Annotated in this window: 21 protein-coding genes; 10 read left to right on the forward strand and 11 right to left on the reverse strand. The window is 65.9% G+C overall.

Annotated elements, in window-relative coordinates; all coding sequences use genetic code 11:
• Positions 1 to 3 precede the first annotated feature (3 nt).
• A complete protein-coding gene (locus tag EGM71_RS10350) occupies positions 4 to 3,318 on the reverse strand; it encodes an autotransporter outer membrane beta-barrel domain-containing protein (RefSeq protein ID WP_223224569.1) in 3,315 nt (1,104 codons plus the stop codon).
• Between the two features lie 56 nt (positions 3,319 to 3,374).
• Here EGM71_RS10350 and EGM71_RS10355 point away from each other — a divergent pair, with 56 nt between their 5' ends.
• From EGM71_RS10355 to EGM71_RS10365, 3 genes are all read left to right on the forward strand, one after another.
• Entirely contained in the window at positions 3,375 to 3,521 is a 147-nt protein-coding gene (locus EGM71_RS10355) for a hypothetical protein (RefSeq protein WP_188489933.1), read from the forward strand.
• 63 nt (positions 3,522 to 3,584) lie between these two features.
• The gene (locus tag EGM71_RS10360) at positions 3,585 to 3,941 is read left to right on the forward strand and encodes a hypothetical protein (protein ID WP_188489664.1); all 357 of its coding nucleotides are present in this window, start codon (positions 3,585 to 3,587) and stop codon (positions 3,939 to 3,941) included.
• Entirely contained in the window at positions 3,942 to 4,376 is a 435-nt protein-coding gene (locus EGM71_RS10365; RefSeq protein WP_188489666.1) for a hypothetical protein, read from the forward strand.
• Between the two features lie 85 nt (positions 4,377 to 4,461).
• Here the strand turns inward: EGM71_RS10365 and EGM71_RS10370 are convergent, their stop codons facing one another.
• The 4 genes from EGM71_RS10370 to EGM71_RS10390 form a co-directional block, all read right to left on the reverse strand.
• On the reverse strand, positions 4,462 to 4,794 hold the full coding sequence (locus EGM71_RS10370; RefSeq protein WP_188489668.1) for a hypothetical protein: 333 nt from the start codon (positions 4,792 to 4,794) through the stop codon (positions 4,462 to 4,464).
• A gap of 126 nt (positions 4,795 to 4,920) precedes the next feature.
• Positions 4,921 to 5,436, reverse strand: a complete 516-nt coding sequence (locus EGM71_RS10375) for an Ohr family peroxiredoxin (RefSeq protein ID WP_188489670.1) — start codon at positions 5,434 to 5,436, stop codon at positions 4,921 to 4,923.
• A gap of 22 nt (positions 5,437 to 5,458) precedes the next feature.
• Positions 5,459 to 7,387 (reverse strand): LysR substrate-binding domain-containing protein, encoded by a 1,929-nt coding sequence (locus tag EGM71_RS20825; protein WP_223224570.1) that lies wholly within the window; start codon positions 7,385 to 7,387, stop codon positions 5,459 to 5,461.
• The gene (locus EGM71_RS10390; protein WP_110712368.1) at positions 7,384 to 7,692 is read right to left on the reverse strand and encodes a sigma factor-like helix-turn-helix DNA-binding protein; all 309 of its coding nucleotides are present in this window, start codon (positions 7,690 to 7,692) and stop codon (positions 7,384 to 7,386) included. The genes EGM71_RS20825 and EGM71_RS10390 overlap by 4 nt, the downstream gene beginning before the upstream one ends.
• A gap of 89 nt (positions 7,693 to 7,781) precedes the next feature.
• Between EGM71_RS10390 and EGM71_RS10395 the strand changes: the two genes are divergently transcribed.
• The 3 genes from EGM71_RS10395 to EGM71_RS10405 all read left to right on the forward strand — a co-directional run bounded on the left by EGM71_RS10395 (position 7,782) and on the right by EGM71_RS10405 (position 9,678).
• The gene (locus tag EGM71_RS10395; RefSeq protein ID WP_043033451.1) at positions 7,782 to 8,261 is read left to right on the forward strand and encodes a carboxymuconolactone decarboxylase family protein; all 480 of its coding nucleotides are present in this window, start codon (positions 7,782 to 7,784) and stop codon (positions 8,259 to 8,261) included.
• A gap of 55 nt (positions 8,262 to 8,316) precedes the next feature.
• Positions 8,317 to 8,721, forward strand: a complete 405-nt coding sequence (locus EGM71_RS10400) for a cupin domain-containing protein (RefSeq protein ID WP_032127296.1) — start codon at positions 8,317 to 8,319, stop codon at positions 8,719 to 8,721.
• 75 nt (positions 8,722 to 8,796) lie between these two features.
• The gene (locus EGM71_RS10405) at positions 8,797 to 9,678 is read left to right on the forward strand and encodes an RNA polymerase sigma-70 factor (protein ID WP_188489675.1); all 882 of its coding nucleotides are present in this window, start codon (positions 8,797 to 8,799) and stop codon (positions 9,676 to 9,678) included.
• A gap of 114 nt (positions 9,679 to 9,792) precedes the next feature.
• On the opposite strand, the gene EGM71_RS10410 is transcribed toward EGM71_RS10405, so the two are convergent.
• From EGM71_RS10410 to EGM71_RS10420, 3 genes are all read right to left on the reverse strand, one after another.
• Positions 9,793 to 10,713, reverse strand: coding sequence for an MBL fold metallo-hydrolase (locus EGM71_RS10410; protein ID WP_049463386.1), 921 nt, complete (start codon positions 10,711 to 10,713; stop codon positions 9,793 to 9,795).
• 272 nt (positions 10,714 to 10,985) lie between these two features.
• Positions 10,986 to 11,462, reverse strand: coding sequence for a DUF1348 family protein (locus tag EGM71_RS10415; protein WP_188489677.1), 477 nt, complete (start codon positions 11,460 to 11,462; stop codon positions 10,986 to 10,988).
• Between the two features lie 61 nt (positions 11,463 to 11,523).
• On the reverse strand, positions 11,524 to 12,138 hold the full coding sequence (locus tag EGM71_RS10420; protein WP_430544085.1) for a TetR/AcrR family transcriptional regulator: 615 nt from the start codon (positions 12,136 to 12,138) through the stop codon (positions 11,524 to 11,526).
• Positions 12,139 to 12,262: 124 nt separating this feature from the next.
• Here EGM71_RS10420 and EGM71_RS10425 point away from each other — a divergent pair, with 124 nt between their 5' ends.
• Positions 12,263 to 13,216 carry an alpha/beta fold hydrolase gene (locus EGM71_RS10425; RefSeq protein WP_188489679.1) on the forward strand — a complete coding sequence of 318 codons (954 nt, stop codon included), beginning with the start codon at positions 12,263 to 12,265 and terminating at the stop codon, positions 13,214 to 13,216.
• 54 nt (positions 13,217 to 13,270) lie between these two features.
• On the opposite strand, the gene EGM71_RS10430 is transcribed toward EGM71_RS10425, so the two are convergent.
• Positions 13,271 to 15,922, reverse strand: a complete 2,652-nt coding sequence (locus EGM71_RS10430; RefSeq protein ID WP_188489681.1) for an excinuclease ABC subunit UvrA — start codon at positions 15,920 to 15,922, stop codon at positions 13,271 to 13,273.
• A 126-nt stretch (positions 15,923 to 16,048) separates the two neighbouring features.
• Entirely contained in the window at positions 16,049 to 17,263 is a 1,215-nt protein-coding gene (locus tag EGM71_RS10435; protein WP_188489683.1) for an FAD-dependent monooxygenase, read from the reverse strand.
• 136 nt (positions 17,264 to 17,399) lie between these two features.
• On the opposite strand from EGM71_RS10435, the gene EGM71_RS10440 reads away from it, so the two are divergent.
• The gene (locus EGM71_RS10440) at positions 17,400 to 18,317 is read left to right on the forward strand and encodes a LysR family transcriptional regulator (protein WP_188489685.1); all 918 of its coding nucleotides are present in this window, start codon (positions 17,400 to 17,402) and stop codon (positions 18,315 to 18,317) included.
• Between the two features lie 88 nt (positions 18,318 to 18,405).
• On the opposite strand, the gene EGM71_RS10445 is transcribed toward EGM71_RS10440, so the two are convergent.
• Entirely contained in the window at positions 18,406 to 19,293 is an 888-nt protein-coding gene (locus tag EGM71_RS10445; RefSeq protein ID WP_188489687.1) for a LysR family transcriptional regulator, read from the reverse strand.
• 168 nt (positions 19,294 to 19,461) lie between these two features.
• On the opposite strand from EGM71_RS10445, the gene EGM71_RS10450 reads away from it, so the two are divergent.
• Positions 19,462 to 20,691, forward strand: coding sequence for an MFS transporter (locus tag EGM71_RS10450; RefSeq protein ID WP_188489689.1), 1,230 nt, complete (start codon positions 19,462 to 19,464; stop codon positions 20,689 to 20,691).
• A gap of 11 nt (positions 20,692 to 20,702) precedes the next feature.
• Positions 20,703 to 21,689 (forward strand): aldo/keto reductase, encoded by a 987-nt coding sequence (locus EGM71_RS10455; protein ID WP_188489691.1) that lies wholly within the window; start codon positions 20,703 to 20,705, stop codon positions 21,687 to 21,689.
• The last annotated feature ends 4 nt before the right edge of the window (positions 21,690 to 21,693 follow it).

Below are 21,693 nucleotides of genomic sequence, written 5' to 3' on the forward strand. Positions count from 1 at the left end.
GCGTCAGAAGCTGTAACCCAGCCCCAGCTGCACGCCGTTCTGGGTCTGCCCATCGCGGCGTTCGCCGATGTAGTCCACCATGACCGACAGGCGGTCGCTGGCGCGGCTGGTTACGCCCAGATTCCACGCCAGCACCTGCTCACCCACCGTCTGGCTGTTGGTGCCGAACACAAGATCCGGTGCGGCGGAAAATCCGGTGCTGTAACGTGCCTGGGTATCGCCCAGCTCCTTCTGCCAGACAACGCGCGCACGCGGGGTGATGCGCTCGCCGTGGTTGCCTTCGAAGGTTTTGAACAGCTGCAGGCCGGCACCTGCGCGAATGCTCTCCAGACTGCCGCCACGCCCGACCAGTGCCGCAGCCCCCTGCCCTTCGTTGAAGCGGATGGCCGAGGTGCGAGCATAGTCAAGCACCGGCAGCAGCGGCTGGATCACCAATCCCTTGCCTGTGGTGAACGAGAAGCCGTGTTCCAGGCGCGCTGAAATTGCATCGTTGTTGTACTTGGCCTGCAGCGGGGTCTCCAGCCCTTCGATGCCGGCAATGCTGCGACGGGTATCGTGGCGCAGGTCGGTATAGCGAACGGAGGCCGACAGGTAGCCGCGCGAGTATGTGGCATCCAGATAGCCGCCCACGTCCAGCGCACGCACATCGCCGGTGAAGCCGGAGCCACCACGCCCCTTGGTGGACATGTCGGCGGCGGCGACGCTGACGCCCAAGGTGACGCGGTCATCGGCAACCTGTGTATCGGCACCCAGCACGATGCCGCCCACGGTGTGGCTAAGCCCAGCCACGCCGCCCTGGCCGTCGATGCGGCCATGACTGCCGAAGCCGCGGCCCCATAGCCCGTGGCGGCCGGCCGGTGCGCTGGCCTCTGCACTGCTGTTGCCGAGGCCAGCGGGCTCCACCAGATGTATGGCCAGCTGATTGAACAGGGTGCCGTTGGCCATGCCCGGCTGTGCCGAAGCCGCCTGCGCCGCTTGTGCGGCCAGGCCTGCGGCATCGCCGCTGCCATTGCGTCGGGCGGCCTGGTGCTGTTGTACGACGCTGCCGATGCTGCCCACCAGCGCATTGTCGGCCAGACGCAGGCTTGCGTGCGCATCACCCCGCAATGCACCCGCCTGCTGGGCAATGACGTCGCGGTCGGCAAACTGCAGGATTCCCAGCAATGGATGCAGCGCCGACGCCGGCCGTGATGCTGCGTTCTTCAATGCCTCGCCCAGGCCGCCGCCCGACGCCGCGTTGGCAAACAGGGAGACATCGTCGAAGGCAGGGTTGGCGATCGCCCAGATGCCGTCGCCCGTCTGGCGGATGCTGAAGCTGAGCAGCGAATTGTCGCGTGGGTGGAACATGCGCTTCCCTGCCTCTGCACTGGTCAGATCGACGCTGTAGCCCGAGCCATCCTGACGCTCGGCCTTGGTGAAGGCGACCTGGCCAGCCTGTAGTTGCGGAACACTGGCGTCGAACTCACTGCTGCGGTCTTTCAGCAGCTTGCCCGTCAACAAGGCGCCCTCTTTGCTGGCATAGATCCGCCCCTCCACCAGCGGAATGGCCAGATTCTGCTGGTAGTAGCCTGGCGCCACATTCAAGGCGAGCTTGCCCACGTCGCCGCCGATCAGGAAGCCCGGCGCTTTTGCAGCGGGTCCGCGATCGCACTGGAAGTAAGTGCTCACGCTGGCGCAGCGATGGACCTCGAACGTATCCAGGAAGAGGCCTGCCTGGCGTGTCTCCGGGGTGATATCGAACAGCAACCGACCTGCGTTGGAATACGCGAAACTGACGTAGCCATTTACGGTCAGTCGACCACCCTGCGGATGCAGGTCGCCGCCTGCCACGCGCACCCGTGCTACCTGTGGAACGTTCCACGGCTCGTTGGGAGAGGACTCATCCTTGACGTACTCGGTGGCCGTGATCCTGCCATTTCCCTCCAACCTCGCCCCGGGGTCGAGCGTCACGACGGCGGTCTTGATGTTGCCGCCACTGAGGGTGGCGCTACCACCACGCTTTACAAGCAGGGTACTGACGTTTTCCAGTTCGCTGCCGTTGCCGATGCGCAGCGAACCTGCCACCGTGGTATTGACGGCCTTCAGTCGACCGCCTTCCAGGTTGACGCCTCCGGTGGCGTCGATGATGGTATTCAGTGTGACCAGCCGGGCGCCGGAGGTTACATCCACTTTGCCGGCCTGTGCCCAGAGAATCTCGGCGCCGCTGGATGTGTCTGCGGTCCACACAGCCCCCTTGTCGAGGCGGATCATGCCGAATGTATCGCCGGCCGCTGCCTTTTCGGCATCGAACGTGGAAGCGCCATAGCCCACGTCATATTCGTACTGGGCAGCGTGGAAGTTGGGATTCAGGTCGCCACGCACATTGCCTGACACGCGAAGGTAGTCGGCCGACAGATCGACGCGCTCTGCGCGGGTGATGATGCGATCGCTGAGGATATCCACGCCGGGGTACACCTTGCAGGTGGCCTCGGTCGGGCAGAACTGTGCTGGCCTGCCGGTACTGGGGTCGTAGTAGTAGAGGAAGGAGCCGCTGGGAACGATCATTCCGTTGATGGCGCCGACCACCCGCGCAATGGCTTCCGGCGGGGCAACCCCCTGCATCATCTTGGCGTAGTGATCGTCTGATACCTGCTGTGCAATGGGCACCACCTTGCCGCCTGCAGTGCTGCCATGAATCATGAAGATGTTGTCGGGAAACCGCGTATCGAGCTCGGGCAGGTCGTAGGTGGCGATACGACGCTCGACGCCACCGATGAAGCTGGTGCCGCAGGCCGAGATGCACTTGCCCTGGAACACCGAGGTGATGCCTCGTTGGCGCAGCAACTCGCCGGTGCCCCGCCCTGCTGCCGCATCCCCGCCGGGGCTGTCGCGGAAAACGACCTGGTTGATGACCCGACCGTTGCGGGCGGCCGCGTCCAGCATGTTCCGCAGGCGGATATGGTCCTGGTAGTTGACGCCGCCGGTTGCGATGATCCGATCGCCATTTACGTGGAAGGTGTATGCCGAGGCGAGGCTTGGCGCCAGCGTGGCGCTCAACGCGAGGCAGACGGCGGCACCGAGCGGGGTGAATCGGTGATCGGCCGACCGACGGGGAGTGCTCTTCATAGGGTGGTCCTGATGGTTGGGGACAGGCGGGTGGTTGCCGGAAGTGCATGCACAACAGGTCCGCCCGGCACGCTTGCCATCGGAGGTGCAGGGCGCCGGGTGGACTGTTCGATAACGGAGCGCAAACCCGACCTCCCCCAGTCGGCTTGCGCGCGGCCAAGTGGGTGCGCCTCCCGTGCCCCCGGTCTCCGCCACCACACCTTGCGGGGCCACATTGAATACCGGGCGGGCCCGTGCCCGCGTCGAGTCCGGGCACGCCGCACGGGTTGATGGCCCAGCCGCAATCCGCCCACCGTGGGCAGGGCCGCACTCTGTTCGACAGCATCATCGATGATGCCCAGCACTGGTCGCGCCACGCGCGCAGTCACAATGCCGCTTCGCTGGAGCGGACCAAAGCCGCGTTGAAAGGCCACTGACGCCACGCACCGTCCGCCACCTTTATCGGTGGCGGCTTCTGCATGCACGCAAGGAGCCCAGCCATGACCCAGCCCCACTCCCCTGCCCCGCACCCGATCCACGACGAGTCCGCCAACGGCCCCGCACTGGATCCGAACACGCTCATTGCCCTGCTGCACAGCATCGGCTCCGGCGCCGCCTCCGATGGTCAGCCTTGGCCGGAGCGCCATCAGATGCCCGGCCGGCGCATCGCCCTGGCGGACACCGATTGCTCCTTGGCCGGCCTTCGGGTAGTGCTGGAAATCCTGTTGACCGCACAGCGTGCCCGCGAGAACGGCGAGCTGGAGCAATACGTCGGCCCCCGCGTCATGGAGGGGCTGATCATGGCCGGGCTGGGTCTCGTAGCGCACGCCTGCACACGGGTACGCCCGGACGGCTGAGTGACGCGGCATCGCTGGGCGGCCACCGCACTCTGTCTTGTGGCGGTGGTTGCGGCACAGGTGCAGTGGCCGGCGCCACCGGTGCCCTCGCCTGTCGGGTTCCAACGCATCAACGACGATCGCTTCTCACAGCTGCGCCGCCAGACGATGCAGTTCGTCGAGCGGCATCGAGATGCCGAGCTCCAGATTCACTGCCAAGCCGTACCGGTGCTGTGGCTGGAGAGGCGCTCGCAGCATCTACTGTTGCTGGTATCACTGGACGCGAAGCAGTGGGCGCCTGGCGCTCTGCAGTTTCGTGCGTTGTTTCAATGGCAGCTGGAGCCGATGGGCTATCTGGAGCAGGTGCTCGCTGACGTGCCGGAACCTGTTCTGTTGGATCGGGTGCTGCAGATGTTCGGGGACGAGGTGCCTGATGGGGCGCGATGTGGCACGTAGTAGTCGAGCATGGCTCGAGTCTACAAGGGCGCTTGGCCGCCCAACTGTCCAGCTTTTTGGGGGTGCTTCACAGGTCGCTGCGGGATCAATGCGGGTTGGATCGAATGCGGGAAGACGCAAGGCGGATGATCAGCACATAGCTGACGAGCATGCCGAGGACCAGGCCCATGACCTCGATCTCCCAGTTCCTGCGGTAGGGGGAAGGACCGACGATGGCCCAGATCAACGCAAGCGCCCCAAGCAGGAGCATTGTCTTGTTGGCCTGTGAGATGAGCTCGACTTCAGAGCCAAACCCCATATTGGGATCGAAGGTGCCGAACAGCCAGCTGGGCCTCTTCCAGTAATCACGCGCAAGAAAGAACAGGAAGACAAAGACCCCCATCAATGCACCCGCTAGCAGCTGATACTGCACTTCCATGGCAGCCTCTTGAGGGGATCTGGCGTTTCCACGCGTGGACGTCCCGCAGCTTAGCCGGATTTAGATGAGGAGTGCATCCGTTGACCGGAAGCGGACGTCAGGGCAATAGTCGAGCATGGCTCGACTCTACAGAGGCGCGGACTGCGGGCCGACCCGAACATGCACCACATGGCTGATGCCACGATGGAACATCTTGGCGTACGGGCAGACGCGTTCGGTGTTGCGCACCACTTCGCCGGCCAGGTTCGCATCCATGCCGGGAAGATGGACCACGATCTCGGCAGACAGCAGGTACAGCCCATCTGCCGGATCACGGGCGAAGGTGACCGCCACTTCGACGCTGGGGTTGTGCAGCAGCAGGCCGGCACGCCCGGCCACCAGCACCATGGCGCCGTGGAAGCAACCGGCGTAGCTTGCGGCCAATAGCTGCTCGGGATTCGATCCGCCGCCAGGCCCTCCGAGTTCCTGCGGCAGCCGCAGGTCCACCGCCAGTGCACCGTCGTCCGATCGCACCACGCCGGACGCGCGCCCGTGCTGGGCCTGGCCGCCGGTCACCCGCACGCGGCCGGTGTACAGCGGCTGCACGTCGTCGCGCTGGTAGCGGTCCAGCATGGCGGGCGAAGGTGGCTTCAGCTCGGTCATTGGCAGGCGATCGATTCGTCGCTCAGGCGGGCTGCCGCTGCAACAGGCCGGACTGCTGCAGCCAGGCTTCGAAGCCGACCTGCCCCAGCCAAGCCTGCCCCACCGGCACCAGCGTATCGATCTGCAGCGGCGCACCGAAGTACAGGGACTCGGCGTCTGCCACGACCTGCCGCGGGTCGCCGGTCCGCTGCAGATACTGCCTGGCCAGATCCGCCATCGCGGCGCGCTGGGGGCCCGCAATTTCCACTACGTCATTGCGGGGTGGCTCCTGCGCGATGCGTGCCACCGCTTCGGCAACATCCTCGGCGGCAATCGGCTGAACGTCGGCGGCGGGCAAGCGCAGGGTCGCCCCATTGCCGGCGGACTGGATGATGCCCGGCAGGAACTCGAAGAACTGCGTGGAATGGATGATGGTGTACGGCAGGCCCGAATCGCGGATCAGGCGCTCCTGGGCGATCTTGCCGCGGAAGTAGCCGCTGGCCGCAAGCTTGTCGGTGCCTACGACGGAAAGCGCAACGTGGTGGCGTACGCCGGCACGGGCGGCGGCGGTCAGGATGTTGTGGCCAGCGGTCACGAAGAACGAAAGCACTGCTGCATCTTCGAACGAGGGCGAGTTGGCCAGGTCCACCACCACGTCGACGCCGTCCATGGCGGCGTCCAAGCCTTCACCGGTCAGCACATCCACCCCAGTGGAGGGCGCTGCCACCACGATGTCATGCCCGGCGGTGCGCAGGCGCTCCACCACCTTGCTGCCGATGCGGCCGGTACCACCGATGACGAGGAATTTCATGACGTGTCTCCTGGAATATAGAAGGGGCGACCGGCTGTGGCCAGGCATGCTGGAATCGTAGGCAGCGTGGGTGCGGGGCAGTAGGTCCGCGCTGGGGCGCGCACTGTTGCCCGGCACGCACCAATGCGTCCAGGCCCAGGCGGGCTGTGCGCCTGGCTTCATGGGGGTCGCCTGCTGGCGCGCTTCCCAATGCGAGATCACATCCCGTTCGAGCGCGCGCACCCGCTGCGTGCTGAAGTCGATGAAGGCCCGCACGCGCTTGGGAAGCTGGCGGCGGCTGAGGTAGCACAGGTAGTGGCCGCGATCGAGCGGTGCATGCCGATCCAGGCAGGTCACCACCCTGCCCGCCCACAACGCTTCACGTACCTGATAGCTGGGCAGCTGGGCGATGCCCAGCCCGTCGATGACTGCCTGCAGGGCCAGGTCGGCATCGTTGAACACCAGTGCGGCCGGCGGCTGCAGGTGCACATCGGTGCCGTCGACCCGGAATTCCCAGGGCTGCATGCGCCCACCCGGCAGGCGCCGCCCGATGCAGGCATGCGTGGACAGCGCATCCACCGACGACGGTAGACCATGCGCCTTCACGTACGCCGGTGACGCGCACACCACCAGCTGCATCGGCACGAGCTGCTTGGCGATCACCTGGCTGTCTTCCAGCAGGCCGTCGCGGAACGCCACATCGATGCGGTCACCCGCCAGGTCGGGGGCCTGCTCGTCCAGCAGCAGTTCTACCGAGACCTGCGGGTACTCGGCGCGGAAGGCGGCCAGCAAGGGGGCGATCACCCGCCGGCCGAAGCCGTGGCTGGCACTGATGCGCAGGTGCCCGCGCGGCGGGCCCTCGCGCAGGTCGCGCATTTCCTCCAGCGCCTGCAGGATGCAGTTCACGCCCGGGTTGCAGCCTTCCAGGAACAGCTCGCCTTCGCGGGTCAGCGTGGTCGAGCGCGTGGTGCGCAGGAACAACCGCACGCCCAGCTGGCTTTCCAGCTTCTGCACGCTGCGGCTGACGGCCGAACGGCCGATGCCAAGGCGGTCGGCCGCGCGGGCGAAACTGCCCTCGGCCGCCACTGCAATGAAGGTCAGCACGCCGGCGTAGCTGGTGGAGAAGGATGCATTGAGCGCATCGTGGCCGTCGCTGGCCGGGCTGGGCTGTGCGGTGTTCATGGGCGGCCTGGCTCCAGGCCAGCACGTTGTGCGTGCAGGTGGTTCCGCGCCAGCGCCAGGCGCTGCCTGCACGCGGAAAGGTCGAGCCCCAGCAGGGGCACGATGTCCTCGAACCCGGCGCCCAGCACGTCGTGCAGCAACAGCACCGCACGTGCATCGGGCGGCAATTCACGCAGTGCGGCCAGGAAGGTCTGCCAGACCTGCTCGCTGGCAGGGCGGAATGCGGTGCGCAGGTGCGTTGAGGTGTCCATGCCCGGCAGACGGCCGAGCATCGGCCGCTGTGACAGGCCATTGGTGTTTTTCATGCAACAGCATGCGGCCCGGCCCCGGCCTACCGGCAATGCGGGCGCAGGCCTAGCCTCGCTGTGTCCTTCACTCGCTACAGGAACACGCCATGACCGCACGCCTGGATTACGCCGCGCAATCCCCCGAACTGTTCAAGAAGCTCGGCCTGTACTCGCATGCCGCCCATACCGCCTCGATCGAAGCGGCCATCATCGATCTGGTCAACATCCGTGCGTCGCAGCTCAACGGCTGCGGCTTCTGCCTGGACATGCACGTGAAAGAGGCCACCCTGCGCGGCGAGCGCCCACTGCGCCTGCATCACCTGGCGGCATGGCGTGAATCGACGCTGTTCAGCCCGCGCGAGCGTGCCTGCCTGGCCTGGACCGAGGTGCTGACCCAGCTGCCGGCGCAGGGTGTGCCCGACGAGCTGTACGCGCGTGTGCGCGGCCAGCTGTCCGAGCAGGAGATCGTCGACCTGACCCACGCGGTGATGGCGATCAACGCCTGGAACCGCGCCAACGTCGCCTTCCGTACTACGCCCGGCACCTTGGATACGGCCTTTGGCCTGGACAAGGCCGGCCTGGCCTGATCGTTCCGCCGCTGCCCGATGCAGCGGCCCTCCCCTACCGCACTGGAGACCTGCCATGCGTCGTTCTGTTCTGGCCCTGCTTGCGCTGCTGCCACTGTGCAGCGCTGCCGCCACCCCGCCCCCTGCTGCGCCCGAGCCCCTGGTGCGCGAGGTGATGACCCGCGCCCTGCCGGAGCAGCCCGGCAAGGAAGCGCTGATCCTTACCGTGGAATACCCGCCGGGTGGCGCCGATCCGGTGCACCGCCACGATGCCCATGGCTTCGTCTACGTCCTGGAAGGACGGATCGTGATGGGCGTGGCCGGCGGTAAGGAAGTCACCCTCGGCCCGGGCGAGGCCTTCCATGAAGGCCCAGCCGATCTGCACACCGTGGGTCGTAACGCCAGCGCTACCGAGCCGGCGAAGTTCGTGGTGTTCCTGATCAAGGACATCGGCAAGCCGGCGGTTCTGCCGCCGCATTGATCGCACGTCCGGCGCTGGTGCCAACGACAGGTCCCCGGGTGTCACAATCCGGGGACCTGTCCCGTCTACGCTGGCATGGACGATTCCACTGCGCTGTTCTCCCGCCTCCGCCCACGCCTGTTCGGCGTGGCCTACCGCATGCTCGGGTCTTCGCACGAAGCCGAGGACGTGGTGCAGGATGTCTGGCTGCGCTGGCATGGCGCCGACCAGTCACAGATCGAGAATCCGGAAGCCTGGCTGGTGGCTACCACCACCCGTCGCGCCATTGATGGCCTGCGCCTGGCACGGCATACGCGCGAACACTATGTCGGCATGTGGTTGCCCGAGCCGCTGCTGACCGATGACACCAGTACCCCTGAATATGTGCTGGAAACCGCCAGTGATCTGTCGGTCGCCTTCCTCAGCGTGCTGGAGCGGTTGGCCCCGGATGCGCGTGCGGCCTTCCTGCTGCACGACGTGTTCGATCAGGACTACGCGGTGGTCGCGCGCACCCTGGACAAGACAGAAGCCGCCTGCCGGCAGATCGTGCATCGTGCGCGCCAGCAGCTCAGGCAAGAGCGCCCGCGCTACAACGTCCCGCAGGACGTACACCAGAGATTGCTGCGCCGTTTCGCCGAGGCCGCATCCAGTGGCGATTTCCGAACGATGAAGGCACTGATGGCCGAGTCGGCCGAGCTGGTGGGTGACGGCGGCGGCATCGTCACCAGCTTCCCCAAACCGATGGTCGGGGGCGCTCGCATTGCCCAGCTGCTGTATGCTCCGCACCTGCGGCGCAGCGCGCAATTGCGGATGGTGCCGGCCATGCTCAACGGACGGCTGGGACTGCTGCGCTATTTCGATGGCGAGCTGGAAGCGGCGATGGCCTTCGAGACCGATGGCGAACGGATCACGCAGATCCTGGTGCAGCGCAACCCGCACAAGCTGCAGCGGCTGGCACTGCCCACCTCCATCCAGTAGATCCGCGCCCCGCGTGGATCGCATCCATTGCGACCTCGTTCTTGCGGGATTCGACCGGGGCGCCGATGCGCCCCGATCGTTAACGTCTGCCTGTGCAATGGCCGCAGGACCCGATCAGAAGTCCCAGAACACCGGCACCCAGCGGAAGGTCTCGCCCTCCAGCGACACCCGGCCCACTGACGGGAACGGAAGATGCGTGGCCACCAGCATTTCGCCGGTGCCTGCCAGGTCCTTCAGCAGGGCGATGCGGACGCGCGCGGATTCCTCCGGGTCGTGCTCGAAGCCGTTGTGCCAGTTCGGCTGGTCGAAGCCGACCGCGAACACCGCGTCACCGGCGAAGGTCAGGGCCTGCCCGGCAGACGCCACGCGCACCACGCAGTGGCCCGGGGTATGCCCTCCGGTGCGGCGGGCCGTCACGCCCGGCGCGATCTGCTGTTCGTCCTGGAAGGTGTGCACATAGCTGCTGTACTCGGCCCAGAAGTGCTTGGCCGTGGCACGCAGTGCATCGGGGAACCCCTGCGGCATGTTGGTGCGGCTGAAGTCCGGCGACTTCCAGAACTCCACCTCCGCCGCGGCCACGTGGATCTTCAGGTCCGGGCGCAGCTGTTCCTTCACGCCTTCAACCAGCAGCCCGCCGACGTGGTCCATGTGCATGTGGGTGATCACCACATCGGTGATTTCGCCCAGGTTGATACCGGCGGCACCGAGGCGGCGGATCAACTGGCCGGCGCGCGGCAGCTGCAGGTCCGGGTCCATGCCCAGGCCGGCATCGATGAGGATGGTGCGATCACCGCTGTGCACCACCATCACGTTCAATGCCCAGTCGAAGGCATCCTGCGGCAGGTACATCTCTTCGAACCATTCGGCACGGTCGGCGGCCGGTACGTTGTGGCCGAGCATCTGGGTGGGCAACGGCAGGACACCATCGCTGATCACCAGCACTTCGACGTCGCCCACCTTGAGGGCGTAGCGCGAGGGCACCAGTTCATCGAGGGCGGGGGCAATGGGCGCGGCGGTGTTTTCCAGACTGAACATGAGGGATCTCCACGAAGGGGCATTGGGCGGGCAGCGATGCAAGGCTGGCGCGAACGATTCCGGGCGCTTTCCCACGGCGCAGGGCGTGGCGTTGCCAGGGCACGGATGCCTGGCAGGCCAGCGCTGCAGGGTTCATGGGAAGACGGGCCACTGCGCAAGCGGTGGGCCCGGAACACGGCATATGCCGTGTGCGATCAGCCTAGGCAGCACACCGTTGCTGCGGTAGGCCCGTGGAGGGGGACGTGATGTTGCATTCCGGGAAGCAATGCGAATCACATCCCCAGATCAGACAGCCCCGGGTGATCATCCGGGCGACGCCCCAGCGGCCAGTGGAACCTGCGGTCGCTTTCCTTGATCGGCATGTCGTTGATGCTCGAGAACCGGCGCTGCATCAAACCATCGGCGCCGAATTCCCAGTTCTCGTTTCCATAGGAGCGGAACCAGTTGCCGGAGTCGTCATGCCACTCATAGGCGTAGCGCACGGCAATACGGTTGTCGGTGAAGGCCCATAGCTCCTTGATCAGCCGGTACTCAAGCTCTTTGCTCCACTTGCGGGCCAGGAACTGCCGCGCTTCCTCGCGGCCATGGGTGAACTCGGCACGGTTGCGCCACTCGGTGTCCAGCGAATAGGCCAGCGAAACCTTGTCGGCATCGCGGGTGTTCCAGCCATCTTCGGCAAGGCGCACTTTCTCGATGGCCGATTCACGGGTGAACGGGGGAAGTGGCGGACGGGGTGCTTCAATGGACACGGTGGGGCCTCCAATCAAATGGATGAACGGGGTGCTTCGACGGGTTTTGATGGCTCGGGCGTCAGCGCCTGGCCTGCTCCAACAACACCGCTGCAACATCCCTTGCAGTGTCTGCGGCGTCGTAGTCGCCCATCACGCGCGAGACGGTGATGGCGCCTTCCATGAGAACCAGCAGCTGCCGCGCCAGTGCGGCGGGCTGCTGGATATCCAGTTGCGTAGTGAGTTCCAGCGTGTAATCGAGCAGCTTCTGCTTGTGATGTTTGGCGATGTGGCGAATCGGATCGTCGGCGTCGCCAACTTCGCCGGCGGTGTTGATGAACGCGCAGCCGCGATAGCCCTCGGACTGGAACCAGCCCTTGAGCACGGTGAACATGCCGAGGATGCGTGCTTCCGGGGTGTCAGCCTTGTCGCACTCCTGCTGGAACCAGGCGAGCCAGCGCACGTCGCGCGCGTTCAATGCCGCAGCGGCCACCTGGTCCTTGTTTTCAAAGTGCCGATAGATGCTCTTCCGGGCAACGCCGGAGGTCTTCACCAGCAGGTCCATGCCAGTGGCATGGATCCCGTTCTGGTAGATCAGCGCCTCGGCCGTGGCGAGGATCTTCTGCTGGGTATCGGAGGTAGTTGTGTTCACGGCGCCAAGGTAGAACGAGCGTTCTACCCTGTCAACGGGCGGCATCGCGACCTGCCGGGTGGGCGCGTTGGAACAGGACGATCTATCAAGAAATTCGTACATGTCATCATCCAGACGCCCGATTTCGGCCGCAAAGTACGTCTCACCACCCACCCATGAGACGCCCCGCATGAACACCTTTGCCCGTTCCCTGGCCGTTGCCGCCCTCGCCCTCTCGGTCCAGGCCGGCCTGTCCGCGCAGGCCGCCGAACCGGCCAAGCCGGCAGCAGTCACCAGCATTGCGCGCACCGCCAGCTACATCACCACCGCCGATGGCGTGCAGCTCTACTACAAGGACTGGGGCCCGAAGGACGGCCCGGTCGTCACCTTCAGCCACGGCTGGCCGCTGAACTCGGACAGCTGGGAATCGCAGATGATCTTCCTGGCCAACCACGGCTACCGCGTCATTGCCCATGACCGTCGTGGCCACGGCCGTTCCAGCCAGCCGTGGGATGGCAACGACATGGATCACTACGCCGATGACCTGGCCACGGTGATCAACACGCTCGACCTGCACGATGTCACCCTGGTGGGCTTCTCCACGGGCGGCGGCGAAGTGGCGCGCTACATCGGCCGCCATGGCACCGGCCGGGTGAAGAAGGCGGTGCTGATCAGCTCGGTGCCGCCGCTCATGCTGAAGACCGCCGATAACCCCAAGGGCCTGCCGATCGAAGTGTTCGATGGCATCCGCAAGGCGCAGATGGACAACCGCGCGCAGCTGTACAAGGACATCCCGTCCGGCCCCTTCTACGGCTTCAACCGCCCGGGCGCGAAGGTGTCGCAGGGGCTGATCGATGCCTGGTGGGCACAGGGTATGCAGGGTGGCCACAAGAACACCTACGATTCGATCGCCGCGTTCTCGGCCACCGACTTCCGCGCCGACCTGAAGAAGTTCGATGTGCCCACTCTGGTGATCCACGGTGATGACGATCAGATCGTGCCGATCGACATCTCCGGCCGCCAGTCGGCGAAGCTGATCAAGGGCGCCAGGCTGATTGTGTACCCGGGTGCGCCGCATGGCCTGACCGATACCCACAAGGACAAGGTCAACCAGGACCTGCTGACGTTCCTGCAGGAAAAGTAAGTCCCCCGAGGCTCCGGCATCTCGCCGGAGCCTTTTTTCAATTGTGCCCGTGCCTCAACCGCCCTGCCCCAGCTCGCGCGCAAGGAACGGCGCCGTCCTGCTCCCTTTGGCGCGCGCTACCTGTTGCGGCGTTCCCTTCGCGACGATGGTGCCCCCTGCCCCACCCGCTCCGGGGCCTACATCAATCACCCAGTCCGCCTGTGCGACCGCGCGCATGTCATGCTCGATCATCACCACGGTATTGCCCGCATCCACCAGGCGCTGCAGCTGCACCAGCAGCCTGTCTGCGTCCGACGCATGCAGGCCGGTGGTGGGTTCGTCCAGCACGTACAGCGTGCGCCCGCGTTGGCTGCGCTGTAGCTCGGTGGCCAGCTTGATGCGCTGCGCTTCACCGCCTGAAAGTTCCGTGGCCGGCTGGCCCAACCGCAGGTAGCCCAGGCCGATCTCCTGCAGCAACTGCAGCGGGCGGGCAATCGCGTCCTCTTCATTGAACAACGCATGCGCCTGGTCGACCGTCATCTGCAGGACTTCGGCGATGTTGCGGTCATTCCACTGCACCTTCAGCGTGGCCTCGTTGTAACGCGCACCGTGGCAGGTCGGGCACGGCGCATAGACGCTGGGCATGAACAGCAGTTCGACGCTGACAAACCCTTCACCCTCGCAGGTCTCGCACCGGCCCTTGGCCACGTTGAACGAGAAGCGGCCGGCATCGAAACGGCGGCGGCGCGCGGCGGGTGTTACGGCGAACAGCTTGCGCACGTGATCGAACAGCCCGGTATAGGTGGCCAGGTTGGAGCGTGGCGTGCGCCCGATCGGCTTCTGGTCGACCTGCACGACGCGTTGGATGGCATCCACATCGCCGGCCAATGTACCCCGCGTCGTTTCGATCACGGTCGGCCCGTCGGTGGGCGCGCTATCGGCGTTGTCGTCGGCAGGCTCATGCCCGAGGTGCAGCAGCAATAGCTCGGGCAGTGCCTGCGCCATCAGACTGGACTTGCCCGAGCCGGAAATGCCGGTCACGGCCGTCAGCAGCCCCAGCGGTACCTGTGCGTCCACGCCCCGCAGGTTGTGGCGGTGGATGCCCTTCAGTTCCAGCCAGCGGTTGGCGCTGCGCTGCCGGCTGGCGGGTGCGGGCACCTGGTCGAACAGATACTGCGCCGTGCGCGAAGCCTGGATCTGGCGCAGGCCGTCGGGCTCGCCACTGTAGAGGACCTGGCCACCGTGCTCGCCCGCCTCTGGCCCGACATCCACCAGCCACTGCGCGCGGCGCATCAGCTCCAGATCGTGTTCGACAACGAACACCGAGTTTCCGCCGTCGCGCAAGCGCTCCAGTGCGTCGTACAGCGCCTGGCTGTCGGCCGGGTGCAGGCCGGCCGAGGGTTCGTCGAGCACGTACAGCACACCAAACAGCAAGGAGCTGAGCTGAGTGGCCAGCCGCAGGCGCTGCAGCTCGCCGGCCGACAGGGTTGGCGTGGCGCGGTCCAGCGAGAGGTACCCCAGGCCCAGGTCACGCAATTGGCGTACACGCGCCACGACCCCGCCTGCCAGTCGTTGTGCTGCCAGGCGCTTCTCTTCGGACAGGGCGGAGGTCAGCCGCACGTCGGGGGCACCCTCGTGAGTCGCCTGGCCACTCGCGGCCCTCCGGGCGCGATCGCGGGGTGTCGCGCTCCTGCTGGTGCGAGCGCCCTTGCTGTGCGCGCCGAAATCACCTTGTGCGATGGGCTCCAGCAGCTCCGCCAGCTGGTCCAGCGGCAGCCGCATGAACTCGCCGATATCCACGCCGGCAAAGGTGACCGAGAGCGCCTCCGGCTTCAGGCGCTTTCCGTGACAGGCCGGGCACAGCTTGCCTTCCATGTAGCGCGACACGCGCTTGCGCATCAGCGCGCTCTGGGTGTTGGCAAAGGTGTGCAGCACGTAGCGGCGTGCGCCGGTATAGGTGCCCATGTAGCTGGGCTCCTGCTTGCGCTTCAGCGCAGCACGGGTTTCGGCGGGCGTGAACCCGGCATAGACCGGCACGCTGGGGGCTTCCTCGGTGAACAGGATCCAGTCCCGGTCCTTCTTCGGCAGCTTCTTCCACGGCACGTCGATGTCGTAGCCCAGCGTGACCAGGATGTCGCGCAGGTTCTGGCCATGCCATGCCGGCGGCCAGGAAGCGATGGCGCGCTCGCGGATGCTCAGCGAGGGGTCCGGAACCATCAGCGCTTCGGTTACTTCGTAGACGTGCCCCAGGCCATGGCAGGTGCTGCAGGCACCCTGTGGCGTGTTGGGTGAGAAGTCCTCGGCATACAGCATGGGCTGGTTGGCCGGGTACGCACCCGCACGCGAGTACATCATGCGCACCAGGCTGGACAGCGTGGTCACGCTGCCCACTGACGAACGCGCATTGCTGGCCCCGCGCTGCTGCTGCAGGGCCACTGCCGGCGGCAGCCCGTCGATGGCATCTACATCCGGCACACCCGCCTGGTCGATCAGGCGCCTGGCATACGGCGCAACGGACTCGAAGTAGCGCCGCTGCGCCTCGGCGAAGACGGTACCGAAGGCCAACGATGACTTGCCGGAACCCGATACGCCGGAGAACACCACCAGTGCATTACGCGGAATGGAAACGTCGACATTCTTGAGGTTGTGCTCGCGTGCACCACGCACCTCGACGCAACCGCTGGCGGCGGCAGCGCATGACGATTCACCAAAGGGGGTGTTGGACATCGTTACGATCCTGCAGGCAGTGAGTGGCGCGCTTCAGGGCGCCCAGTGATGCATTTTCGCTGCTGCGGGGTGAATGTGGGTGATGGGCGATCATGCAACGCGTGATCTTCTGGCTGCATGACACCTTCAAAGGCGATACATGCTTCTCATGCTGTTTGCCGCTGCCCTTTCAACGTGGTCGGCCATCGGCAGGCCCTGCGACCAGCCTGCGGCCATGGCCAGCGCATCACGCACTGGATCGGACGCCTTGGCGCGCTCATTGCGGATGCGGCAGGTTTCCGGGTCGCTGGCAAACAGTCCGCGCGCGAACATCCGGCCCTGCTCCGCCAGCTTCGTGGTCTTGGGGGCGCGGAGGGCGGCGAAGCGCGGCAGCACCTCATCCAGGCAATCCTCTGCACCCTCCAGGCATCGCACCAGATGCCAGGCATCTTCCAGTGCCTGACAGGCCCCCTGCCCCGAGGTCGGCAGCGGCGCATGCGCTGCGTCGCCGATGAGCAGCACGTTTGCGCGGCTCCAGGTCTGCAGCGGCTCAAGGTCGTGCACGGCAATCCGCTGGACGGAGTGCGTCGGTGTGGCCGCGATGAGACGAGCGACAGGTTCGGGCCATCCTGCAAACAGATCCCCTACCTCGTCGCGCATGTCTGCCGGGGGCGTCGCCGCAGGTAGTGGTCGTGCCTGGGCGGCCGCCCAGTACACCTGATCGGTTCGAATCGCGACGCAACCGAAGCGATCGCCGGCTCCCCAGTAGTCCTGGATCCCCACCTCGCTTACCAGTTCCCTGCCTTGCGCGACCCCGATCCAGTTCACGAAGCCCTGGTAGATGGGCGTGCTGTCCCCTGCGACGAACCTGCGTGCCACCGAGTCCATGCGACCATCCGCACCCAGAAGCAGATCCGGATGGATGCACTGCCCGTTGTCGAACCGCACAGTGGCCTTGCCGTTGGCCTCCAGCTCAATCGCTACCGCGCGATGCGCGAACTGCACCTGGATTCCCGCTCGTGCCACGTGGTCCAGCAGCACCGCCTGCAGGTCGCGGCGCAGGATCGTATGGGTCGGGTATCCCATGACCTGGTCCAGCAGCGTGATGTCCAGGCCTCCCAGCGGATTACCCGCGGCATCCTTGCGGTGCACTGATACCGGCCGGCCGCCGACTGCCCCAACATCCTCCAGCAACCCGAGTTCCCGCAGCACGAAACCAGCGTTGGGCCACAGTGTCACGCCAGCCCCCATGGTGGATGGCGTAGCCCGACGCTCATAGACGCGGCAGCTGTGCCCCTGCCGGTGCAGGGCGAGGGCCGCGCTCAAGCCCGCGATGCCGCCACCCAGTATTCCGATATCCATTCTGATGCAGCCTTTTCAATTCGCCCGGATGCGCCATTGCGGCGCATTCGTGGGACGGGCCTGCAGTCTGGACTCTGCCAATGGAGCCAACTAGCATGCAAATCTGAGAGATATTCATACCGCTGTCGGGATAATGATGCGCAGCAGCTTCGATCTGAACACCGTCCGTGTCTTCGTGGCCGTCGTAGACGAGCAGAGCTTTTCCGGTGCGGCCCGCCTGCTGGCCCTGCCCTCCTCCAACGTCAGCCGTCACGTGGCCTCGCTGGAGCGCCGGCTGGGGGTTCGGCTGCTGGAGCGCAGCACCCGCCACCTGCGCATGACCGAAGCCGGCAGGCTGCTCTACGCGCGTTCAAAGCCGTTGCTCGATGCCCTGCTTTCCACGGAGGAGGAGCTCGGTGCGGTGCAGCGCGAATTGAAGGGGCTGCTGCGGATGAGCATGCCGAACGAGGCGCCCCGGCTGCTCGCCCCCATCCTGGCCGAGTTCTGCAGTCTGCATCCCGGCATCGAGCTGGAGTGCGACACGCGCCTGACCGGCCCGGAATTGCTGCGGGAGGACGTGGATCTTGCCCTCTTCTTCCATCGCGGGCCGCAGGACGACAGTGCGTTCATCACCCGCGAGCTGGCGACATTGCCGAGCATCGTGGTTGCCGCGCCAGCGTTGCTGGCCAGAACCGGGATGCCGCGCCAGGTGCGTGAACTGAAGTCCCTGCCCTGCATTACTACCGCCAGTGCACTGAAGGGCCAACCCTGGCAGTTTGTCGACGCTGCGGGGAACATCGTGAAGGTGCCGGTGCGCAGCCGCTATCGGGTGAACAGCGGGGAGCTTGCGGTGGCGGGCGCGCGCCAGGGCCTGGGCTTCGCCGTCGTTGCGGCTTATCCGTGCCAGCAGGACCTGGCCGAGGGCCGGCTGCAGAACGTGCAGCTGGATCTGAGCCCGGCGCCGCTGCAGCTGCTGGGTGCCTATAGCCACCGGCGCTCGGTTACCGCAAGGGTTCGGGCGCTGCTGGAATTCATACAGACGCGGCTGCAAGGCATCGGAGATGATGTCGGGTGATACCAGAACCACAGTCTCTGGTGATGGTCCTGTTCCAGTGAACCCATCGCAGCCGTAATGCCGAACAGGTCATCGACACTCTATCGACCTAAACCCGCAATGCCTCGAGCACCAGGCTGAACGCCGGGGATGGCTGCCGCCTGCTCGGGTAATACAGGTGATAGCCGGGAAACAGCGGGCACCAGTCCTCCAGTACCCGCACCAGGCGGCCGCTTTCCAGATGGGGTGCCAGCTCATCAACGGGCAGATGCACCAGGCCCAGGCCGTCAAGCGCGGCATCGACCATGTGCGGTGACGTGCTGAACACCAGCGGGCCATCCACGCGCACATTGATCTCGCGACCCTTCTTCTCGTACTCCCACACATACAGTCCACCGCTGGTGGGCAAGCGGATGTTGATGCATCGGTGACCGGTCAGATCACCTGGCACCTTCGGCATTCCGTGCGCAGCGAAGTACGCCGGCGTCCCTGCGGTGGCCATGCGCAGGCGCGGGCCGATGGGCAGGGCAACCATGTCCTTGTCGATGGATTCACCGAGGCGAACACCGGCATCGAAGCGGTCGGCAACGATGTCACGCAGTGCATAGCTGACGTCGAACTCGATGCGGATGTCCGGATAGCGGTGCAGCAGCGGCATCAGCTTGGGCAGTAGCACCGTCCGCAGCACGTGGTCGCCGCTGGTGATCCTGACCTGCCCGGCTGGCGTGTCCCTCAATGCAGTAAGGGCTTCGAGCTCCATTTCGATGTCGTCGAAGTGGTTGCCGATCGACTGCAGCAGGCGCTCGCCTGCCGTGGTCGGCGAAACGCTGCGCGTCGTGCGGGTCAGCAGCCGGATGCCGAGACTCTCTTCCAGGGTCTTGATGGCCTGGCTCAGTGCGGACTGGGTGACCCCCAGCACGCCCGCCGCGCGGGTGAAGCTGCCCTCCCGCGCCACGGTCACGAAAGCCAGCAGGTCATTGAAGTTGCGTCGTGCCATGGGCGCAGTGTGTCACAGGGATTAATTAGCGCAACTAATTGACCCATTCGAAATTGATTATCTAATCAAACACCCGTGCGTGGTCCAGACTGGCCCCCTCCCCCACCACGGGAGCTCCGGCAGCCGGAGCCTTCCGCCGTCACCGCCCTTCTGGGCCTGGAAACCTTCATGAGTTCACTCAATCTCCCCCCGGCTGGGGCAGGCATGGCCGCGCCTGTCCGCTCGGCATCCCCCAGGGAATGGGGCGCGGTGTTGGCCCTGTCACTCGGCGCCTTCGCGCTGGTCGCTTCCGAATTCATGCCGGTCAGCCTGCTGACGCCCATCGCCACCGACCTGCAGGTCAGTGAAGGCCAGGCAGGCCAGGCGATCGCGGTTTCCGGTGCATTTGCACTGGTCACCAGCCTGCTGGTCTCGCCACTGGCCGGGCAGCTGGACCGCAAATGGCTGCTGCTGGGCCTCACTACCGCAATGATCCTCTCGGGAACGCTGGCGGCACTGGCGCCCAGCTTCCCGGTGTTCATGCTGGGCCGTGCGCTGATCGGCGTGGCCATCGGTGGCTTCTGGGCCATGTCGGCGGCCACCGCCATGCGCCTGGTTCCTTCGCACCAGGTGCCCCGCGCACTGGCCATCGTCAACGGCGGCAACGCGCTTGCCACGGTCATTGCAGCGCCGATGGGCAGCTACTTCGGCGCCATCATCGGTTGGCGCGGCGCGTTCTTCTCGCTGGTGCCGGTGGCTGTGGTGGCCCTGTTGTGGAAGATCGCCGCGCTGCCATCGATGAAGGCGACCGCCGGGCGCGCTTCGTGGAATGTGTTCGCGCTGTTGAAGCGCCCGCCGGTGGCGTGGGGCATGGTGGGCGTGAGCCTGTTCTTCATGGGCCAGTTCTCGCTGTTCACCTACCTGCGCCCATTCGTGGAAGCCACGCTGCACGTATCGCCTTCGACGTTGTCACTGTTGCTGCTGTTGATGGGTGCTGCGGGCCTGGCCGGCACGTTGTTGATCGAGCCCTTCGTGCACAAGGCACTCTTCCGCACACTGGTGCTGCTGCCCGCACTGATGGCCGTGGTGGCTGTGTGCATGATCCTGCTCGGCAACACGCTGCCGAGGGTGGCGGTGTTGTTCGCCCTGTGGGGCCTGCTTGGCACGTCGGCGCCCGTGGCCTGGTGGTCGTGGCTGGCCCGCACTTTGCCCGATGACGGCGAGGCCGGTGGCGGCCTGATGGTGGCCGTGGTGCAGATGGCCATCGCCATCGGTGCGACCGTGGGCGGCCTGCTGCTGGACCACCAGGGCTACCGCGCCACGTTCTGGTTCAGCGCTGTCCTGCTGCTGGGCTCGGTGGTCACGTCCTGCATCGCGGCGCGCTCGGCGCAGCACCATCGCCTGCCTGTGCATTCCTGAAGGAGTCCCCCATGCACTACACCTCTCTGGGCCGATCGGGCCTGAAGATCAGCCGGCTGGGTCTTGGCACCATGAACTTCGGCGAGCTTGCCGACGAGCCAACCAGCTTCGCCATCATGGATGCCGCCGTGGACGCTGGCATCAACTTCTTCGACAGCGCCGACGTCTACGGCGGACCGCAGTCGCCGGACATGGCGCAGGGCTTCGGCGTGTCGGAAGAGATCATCGGGCGCTGGTTGAAGCACGGTGGCAAGCGTGACGGGCTGGTACTGGCGACCAAGGTGTACCAGCCGATGGGGCTGGGCCCAAATGATCGCCGGCTGTCGGCGTACCACATCCGCCGCGCCTGCGAGGCCAGCCTGCGCCGGCTACAGACCGACCACATCGATCTGTACCAGATGCACCACGTGGACCGGGCCACGCCATGGGAAGAAATCTGGCAGGCCATGGAACAGCTGATCCGCGAAGGCAAGATCACCTACGTGGGCAGCAGCAACTTTGCCGGCTGGGACATCGCCACCGCACAGGGCGTGGCCACCGCGCGGCACGCTTTTGGCCTGGTGGCCGAGCAGAGCCTGTACAACCTGACCCAGCGCACGGTGGAACTGGAAGTGATCCCGGCACTGCGCTACCACGGGCTGGGCCTGATTCCCTGGAGCCCGATCGGCATGGGCCTGCTGGGCGGGGTGCTGAAGAAGGTCGCCAATGGCCGACGCGCTACCCCGCACCTCCTGCAGCGTATCGAACAGCTGCGCCCTCAGCTGGAAGCGTATGAAGCGTTCTGCGATGAGCTGGGCGAGGCGCCCGCCGACGTGGCGCTGGCCTGGCTGCTGCGCAACCCGGTGGTGACCACCGCGCTGAGCGGGCCGCGCACGGTGGACCAGCTTTTGCAGAACCTGAAGGCGCCTGCGCTGAAGCTCTCAGATGCCTCACTGGCTCGACTGGATGCGCTCTGGCCTGGCCCCGGTGGCGAGGCGCCCAATGCCTACGCCTGGTAATCCC

It is taken from the genome of Stenotrophomonas maltophilia (assembly GCF_006970445.1).
GTDB lineage: Bacteria > Pseudomonadota > Gammaproteobacteria > Xanthomonadales > Xanthomonadaceae > Stenotrophomonas > Stenotrophomonas maltophilia_AU.